Source organism: Psychrobacillus soli (assembly GCF_006861775.1).
Lineage (GTDB): Bacteria > Bacillota > Bacilli > Bacillales_A > Planococcaceae > Psychrobacillus > Psychrobacillus soli.
On record NZ_VDGG01000084.1, the window covers coordinates 1 to 6,723 of the forward strand.

Here is a 6,723-nt window from a genome sequence, read left to right on the forward strand (position 1 = left end):
GCCCTAAGCCATTTATTGGATTCACACAGTTGAAAAACGGAAGAAATTTTGTTTTTAGTGAGTTGATATTGAATAAGCAAGCAATTTCCGTTGATTTTCGCTGTAGGCGACGACTCCTGCCGGATGAGTGAGCAAATGAGACATCCCTACGATGCCTAAGTGGCGAGGATGGCTCATCGCTCACCCGGCGGAAAGCGTCCGCCCTGCAGCGAAAATCATAGCGGTCGCCTAATAGGACTTTTACGACACAGTATCTCTATAAAGCGTCACAGAATTATCTAAAAAAAAATATTTAAGGAGGTGACAAAGTCACCTCCTTAAATATTTTTTATAAGATATTGGTGTAGCGATCATTTCGTCCAAAGCGGACCGAAACATACAAGTCTAAGTCTCTTCTTGATGTAATTGACTTGTAAGAAACGGTTATTTTGCAGGATTAATCATAAATATAGGTTCGTTGTTTTCATCTACCGTATATGGAAGCGAGTAAGCCGGAACAATTGCAAAATTATCGGTCAGTAAAAAACGAATGTCGTCTCCCGGTTTTACTTCACTCTCATTATCCTGAAGAAGACGATTCAATTCGATGGAATAGTCCACATACACTTTCCCGTCTCCAGTCGCAACTAAAGGTAACTGCGTGTCGGAATATGGGCTTTGTACGGATAACTCACTTTTGTATCCCATCTTCTTGTAATCTAGCTTATATACACCTTCTGCAATGATTTCCGCAACTGGTCCATATCCATTGATCCCTTTTCGATAGTTAATATCACGAATAGTATCAGCAAGCCGTAAATCTACCAGTTTAACAGTCGGATTTTCCTCTACGTCCATAATCACATATTGATAAATTCCACCTGCTTCATAAGAGTTAGCTGGTACTTTTCCCATATATGCAGGGACTACTTTTTTAAAATCAATCGGATATTTGATGTATTGGTCCGTTTCCATATCACGTGTTTTAATCGGCAGTAACCCACCTGAGTCTTCTCTAAAGCTATTTACAGCATTTTGGACAGCATTTAATTGATCTTCGTATGGCAATAAATTCTCTGGCTCATATCCACTTTTATAACCACATCCGGCTAATAATAGAATGCCGATAGTAAGAATTGCTAGTAAACGTAACTTTTTCATGCGAATCTCCTTACTAAGCTTTTGTTGGATTAAAAATAATGTAAATCATCGTGATGAAGCCTATAAATAACAGTATGTATGCGATTAAACCAAAAATAAATTTCAAGAAAGCATTTTTAAATTTTGTTTTCACAAAAAACATAAATAGCATTGCTAAAAACATACAACCCATGGAGCCAAATGAAATCCACATTTTGTCCATTGATGACACTAACAATACAGGTAACACATACTTCCCCACCTTTCTACAACTTCACATTATATCACTTCGAAAAAGAGTTGCTATCAAACAACTCTTTTCTTTGTGACAATTTTAGAACGATTTATAATCATCCAATTCATGCTTTTTCGTGCGATGCATCAAAATATCGACCGCTTCTTTCGGATGAGTACCTTCAAATAATACGGAATGCAATGCTTCAGTGATTGGCATATCTACCTGTTGCTTTTTCGCAAGCTGATAAGCTGCTTTCGTCGTTCGTACGCCTTCTACGACCATTCCCATCTCATCTAGTACAGTTTGTAGGGTTGCACCTTTACCGAGCATATTACCAGCTCTCCAGTTTCTAGAATGGACACTTGTACATGTTACGATCAAATCGCCCATTCCAGTTAACCCTGAAAACGTAGAAGCATCTGCTCCTAAGCTGATACCCAGTCTAGTGATTTCAGCTAGACCTCGTGTAATAAGAGCTGCCTTTGCATTATCACCATATCCTAGCCCATCTACGATTCCAGCTGCTAAAGCAATAACATTTTTTAGAGCCGCTCCTATTTCTACACCTACTACATCATCATTCGTGTAGACTCGGAAGTAATTGTTCATAAACAAATCTTGCATTTTTACTGCTGCTTCCATTTTTTCACTTGCTACAGTAACTGTAGTAGGATGTTGTAAAACTACTTCCTCTGCATGACTTGGACCAGATAACACAACAATTGCATCTACAAAATTAGCAGGAAGTTCTTCTTCTAGCATTTCTGAAATGCGTTTTAACGAATCGGGTTCAATTCCTTTCGAAACATGCACAAATAGTTTTTTCTCCATTAAAAACGGCTTCATATCATGACAAACTTCACGTATCGCTTTTGTTGGTACTGCGATCACAATTATAGATGCATGTTGAATCGCTTGCTCAAAATGACTTGTAGCTTTCAAATTGATTGGTAATGAAGTATTTGGTAAATACTTTTTATTTGTATGATGGTCGTTTATTTCTTGCGCTTGGTCTTCGCGATGTGACCACAAAAGACAATCATTATTATTATTTGAAAGCACCATTGCGAGCGCTGTTCCCCAACTACCGGCACCAAGTACTGTCACTTTCTCCATTAATAATACGCCCCTTTAACAATCAAGTTCTTGCGCGAGTAATAATGCGTATTGGAGTCCCTTCAAAATCAAAGGATTCACGAATACGGTTTTCTAAAAATCGCTCATATGAGAAATGCATTAATTCTGGTTCGTTTACAAATACAACAAAAGTTGGCGGTTTGATCGCAACTTGTGTCGCATAGTAAATACGTAATCTTTTTCCTTTATCAGTTGGAGCCGGATTACGTGCTACAGAATCTTCAATTACTTCATTTAAGATAGAAGATTGTACACGAAGCGCATGGTTTTCACTCACTCTGTTAATAACAGGAAGTATACTATGAACACGTTGCTTTGTTATTGCTGAAACAAAAACAATCGGTGCGTAGTCCAAAAATTGGAAATGCTCGCGAATTTTTTTCGTCATTTCATTCATGGTTTTTTCGTCTTTTTCGATTGCATCCCATTTATTCATTACGATGATAACTGCTTTTCCACCTTCATGCGCGTACCCGGCAATTTTTTTATCTTGCTCTTGGATACCTTCTTCTGCGTTTAACACGACTAAAACAACGTCGGAACGTTCGATTGCCTTTAAAGCACGAAGCACACTGTATTTCTCTGTCGTTTCGTATACTTTCCCTTTTTTCCGCATTCCAGCTGTATCAATCATCACATAATCTTGCCCGTCAAACGAATATTCGGTATCAATTGCATCGCGGGTCGTTCCAGCAATATCACTAACGATAACTCGTTCTTGTCCTAAAAATGTATTAATCAATGATGATTTCCCAACATTCGGTCTTCCGATTAATGAGAATTTGATTACTTCTTCTCCGTATTCCTGATCTTCTAAATCAGGGAAGTTTTTCGCTACTTCGTCTAGTAAATCACCAAGCCCTAATCCGTGCGATCCTGAAATAGGAAATGGTTCGCCCATTCCTAATGAATAGAAATCATAAATCATTTCACGCATATCTGGATTATCGATTTTGTTCACGGCCAAAACGATTGGTTTTTTCGTTTTATACAAAATTTTTGCAACATACTCGTCTGCTGATGTAATTCCTTCCCGTCCATTTGTTAAGAAAATAATCACATCTGCTTCATCCATTGCGATTTCAGCTTGTTGTTTAATCTGTTCTAAAAAAGGTTCATCGCTTAGTTCAATACCACCTGTATCAATAATATTAAACTCATGTGTCAACCAATCGGCAGAACTATATATACGATCACGTGTAATACCTGGTATATCCTCCACGATAGATACACGTTCTCCTACGATTCGATTAAATATAGTCGATTTGCCGACATTTGGCCTACCAACGATTGCTACTACTGGTTTTGTCATTACTTATTCATCCTTCCAACTTCGTCTAAGTTGTATTATACAACAAAAACACAAAAGCAGGCGACTTCTTTGTCGAAGTCACCTGCTTTGTGGCTCTTTAAGACTGGGGTTATTTCGTAAAGTCCTTAAGCTTGTCTCCTAGTACGTCGCTAATGGAGAAGCCTCTAGATTCTTCAGGTAACTGATAGTCTGCTAAATTGAACGCTTCTTCGTTTTCGACTAACTCTTTGATACTTAAGGACAGTCTTTTTTCTCTACTATTTACTTCTAACACTTTTACTTGTACTTCTTCGCCTTCTTTTAACACTTCTTGTGGTGTGTTAATATGTTTGTGGGCGATTTGCGAAATATGAACAAGCCCTTCTACCCCTCGGAACACTTCTACAAATGCCCCGTAGGAAACAAGTCGTTTTACTTTACCTGTTAAAATAGAACCTTTTGGAGCTTTTTCTTCAATTTCATCCCACGGTCCAGGCAATGTATCTTTAATAGACAATGAAATTCTTTCCGCATCACGGTCGATCGACAATACTTTTACTTTCACTTGTTGCCCTTCTTTTAGAACGTCTGCAACATTATCTAAGTGCTCGTATGAAACTTGTGAAATATGCACAAGCCCGTCTACTCCGCCGATATCTACGAACGCTCCAAAAGATGCAAGCCGTTGAACCGTACCATCTAATACGTCTCCTGACTGGATAGAATCTAATGTTTTTTGTTTATTAACTGATTTTTCATCTTCCACTACTGCTTTATGGGAAAGGATTAAGCGATTTTTATCTTTTTCTAATTCTACAATTTTGAAGGTTAACACTTTCCCTTTATAATCTTCAAATGATTCGACGAAATGGTCTTCTATTAAAGATGCGGGGATAAATCCACGCACACCTAAATCGACTACTAATCCGCCTTTTACTACTTCTTTTACTTCTGTTTCAATAATTTCTCCTGATTGGAATTGCTTTTCAAGCTGATCCCAAGCTTTCTCAGCATCTACTTTTCGTTTGGATAAAACGAAATTAGCTTCTTCCACTTTTGTAATCATAAGTTCCAGTTCATCACCGATGGAAACGGCGTCGGATGCTTTTTCAATATGCAAGCTAGATAGTTCACTTATAGGAACGATGCCATCAAAAGGTGCACCTTCGATTGTTACGATTGCTGACTTTTCATCTACCTGTGCAATCGTTGCTTTTACTAGATCTCCCTCTTTAAACTCATGTGTGTCATTTAAATTCAAGTTCATTTCTTCTGACATATGATATTCCTCCTTCACAACGTCTCTTATCTATTTTATGCGAACTAGCACAGAAATACAAAAAGAAGCACTTTTGAAATGGAAAAAGTCTAATTATTTCGTTTTATATTGTTCCAATAATTCCGCAATATGAGCCATTATAACTTCTGTCACTTCCTCAGCGGATGCTTTTCTTTCGCGATATGGTTGCATATCAATCGCATCCCCGTACACTACTTTTAGACGTCTAAAAGGTTTATACGGACCGACTATGGCACATGGAACGACATTTGCCTCTCCTCTTAAAGCAAAAAAGCCAGCTCCGCTGAATCCTTTCCCTAGTTGTCCATCTTTACTTCTCGTGCCTTCTGGGAAAAGACCAACTACTTCTCCGTCTTTTAATAGTTTAATAGCACGGCGGAGAGCATCTCGGTCGCTCATTCCTCTTTTTACAGGAAATGCACGTACTCCAGGTAATATACTTTTTAATAGCGGCAGGTTGAACAATTCTTCTTTTGCCATAAAATTTACTGGTCTTGGAGCATTTATTCCAACAACGGGAGGATCTAAATTATCGATATGATTACTACATAATAAAATGCCTCCCTCTTTTGGAAATTTATCAGCTCCAATAACTTCAAATCTGTAAATTGGTTTTAGAATGCCATAAACAACAGTTTTTGCAAAGGAATAAAGATTCATATTACACCATCCTTTCTTTTGCGAGCTGCATAATTTGTTCCGATACTTCTTCAATAGAAAGAGAAGTTGTATCAATATAGATCGCATCTGCTGCTTGCGTTAACGGCGATGCTTCTCGCTCGCTGTCCAGTTTGTCTCGAAGGGCTATCTCTTCTATTAATTCTTCTAAACTTGTATGAATACCTCTTTTTTGGTTGTCCAAATATCTTCTGTTTGCTCGCTCTTCCACACTAGCTGACATGAAAATTTTCAGTTCGGCGTTCGTTAATACATGTGTTCCAATATCTCTACCGTCCATGACGATTCCGCCGTCTTTCCCCATTTTCACTTGTCTTTTAACCATTTCTTCCCGCAAATCTGCATGAGCAGAGACAGCTGATACGGAACTGGTTACTTCTGTGGAGCGAATTTCTTCGGTTACTTCTACATCGTCTAAAAATACAAGTTGTCCTTTCGGAGAAGGTTTTAAATCAATTGTAGTGTCGTGTAATAGTTTCGTTAATTTTTCCCCGTCTTGCAAATCTATGTTTAAGCGAATTGCTTTATACGTAATTGCGCGATACATTGCACCTGTATCTACATATGTATACCCTAATAATTCTGCTGTTTTTTTAGCTATTGTACTTTTTCCGGCAGCTGCCGGTCCATCGATTGCTACTTGAATTCTTTTTGTCATGATTTTGCCTCCACTCTATTCGAATCTATTTTAACATATAACTTGAAAAGCGTAAGCGCCTATGTCTGTCCTAATGGGCAAGGCCGCTACAGCTAGGTTGGTATTAAGGAACAAAAGTGCTAAAACGCCTGTCTCTGGTGCGATTTATCAATTGGGAACGATTGACGCACATAATAGGGATACTGCGTGGTAAAAGAGCTATTAGGTGACCGCTAGGATTTTCATTGCAGTCGTACGCTTTCCACCGGGTAAGCGATGAGCCTTCACCGCCGCTTAGGCGGACGCCTGAGAAGTCTCATTAT

At 38.5% G+C, this 6,723-nt stretch carries 7 protein-coding genes; all 7 read right to left on the minus strand.

Annotated elements, in window-relative coordinates:
- Positions 1–423: 423 nt before the first annotated feature.
- The 7 genes from FG383_RS20475 to cmk all read right to left on the minus strand — a co-directional run bounded on the left by FG383_RS20475 (position 424) and on the right by cmk (position 6,421).
- Positions 424–1,140 carry an LptM family lipoprotein gene (locus FG383_RS20475; RefSeq protein WP_142609503.1) on the minus strand — a complete coding sequence of 239 codons (717 nt, stop codon included), beginning with the start codon at positions 1,138–1,140 and terminating at the stop codon, positions 424–426.
- Positions 1,141–1,153: 13 nt separating this feature from the next.
- Complete coding sequence (locus tag FG383_RS20480; protein ID WP_246097079.1) at positions 1,154–1,369, minus strand: DUF2768 domain-containing protein; 216 nt, start codon at positions 1,367–1,369, stop codon at positions 1,154–1,156.
- Positions 1,370–1,453: 84 nt separating this feature from the next.
- The gene (locus tag FG383_RS20485) at positions 1,454–2,473 is read right to left on the minus strand and encodes an NAD(P)H-dependent glycerol-3-phosphate dehydrogenase (protein WP_142609505.1); all 1,020 of its coding nucleotides are present in this window, start codon (positions 2,471–2,473) and stop codon (positions 1,454–1,456) included.
- Positions 2,474–2,495: 22 nt separating this feature from the next.
- Entirely contained in the window at positions 2,496–3,806 is a 1,311-nt protein-coding gene (gene der / locus FG383_RS20490) for a ribosome biogenesis GTPase Der (RefSeq protein WP_142609507.1), read from the minus strand.
- Between the two features lie 109 nt (positions 3,807–3,915).
- Positions 3,916–5,064: a 30S ribosomal protein S1 gene (gene rpsA / locus FG383_RS20495; RefSeq protein WP_142609509.1), complete on the minus strand. Its 1,149-nt coding sequence runs from the start codon at positions 5,062–5,064 to the stop codon at positions 3,916–3,918.
- 93 nt (positions 5,065–5,157) lie between these two features.
- Positions 5,158–5,745: a lysophospholipid acyltransferase family protein gene (locus tag FG383_RS20500; protein WP_142609511.1), complete on the minus strand. Its 588-nt coding sequence runs from the start codon at positions 5,743–5,745 to the stop codon at positions 5,158–5,160.
- 1 nt (position 5,746) lies between these two features.
- A complete protein-coding gene (cmk, locus tag FG383_RS20505) occupies positions 5,747–6,421 on the minus strand; it encodes a (d)CMP kinase (RefSeq protein WP_142609513.1) in 675 nt (224 codons plus the stop codon).
- Positions 6,422–6,723: the final 302 nt, after the last annotated feature.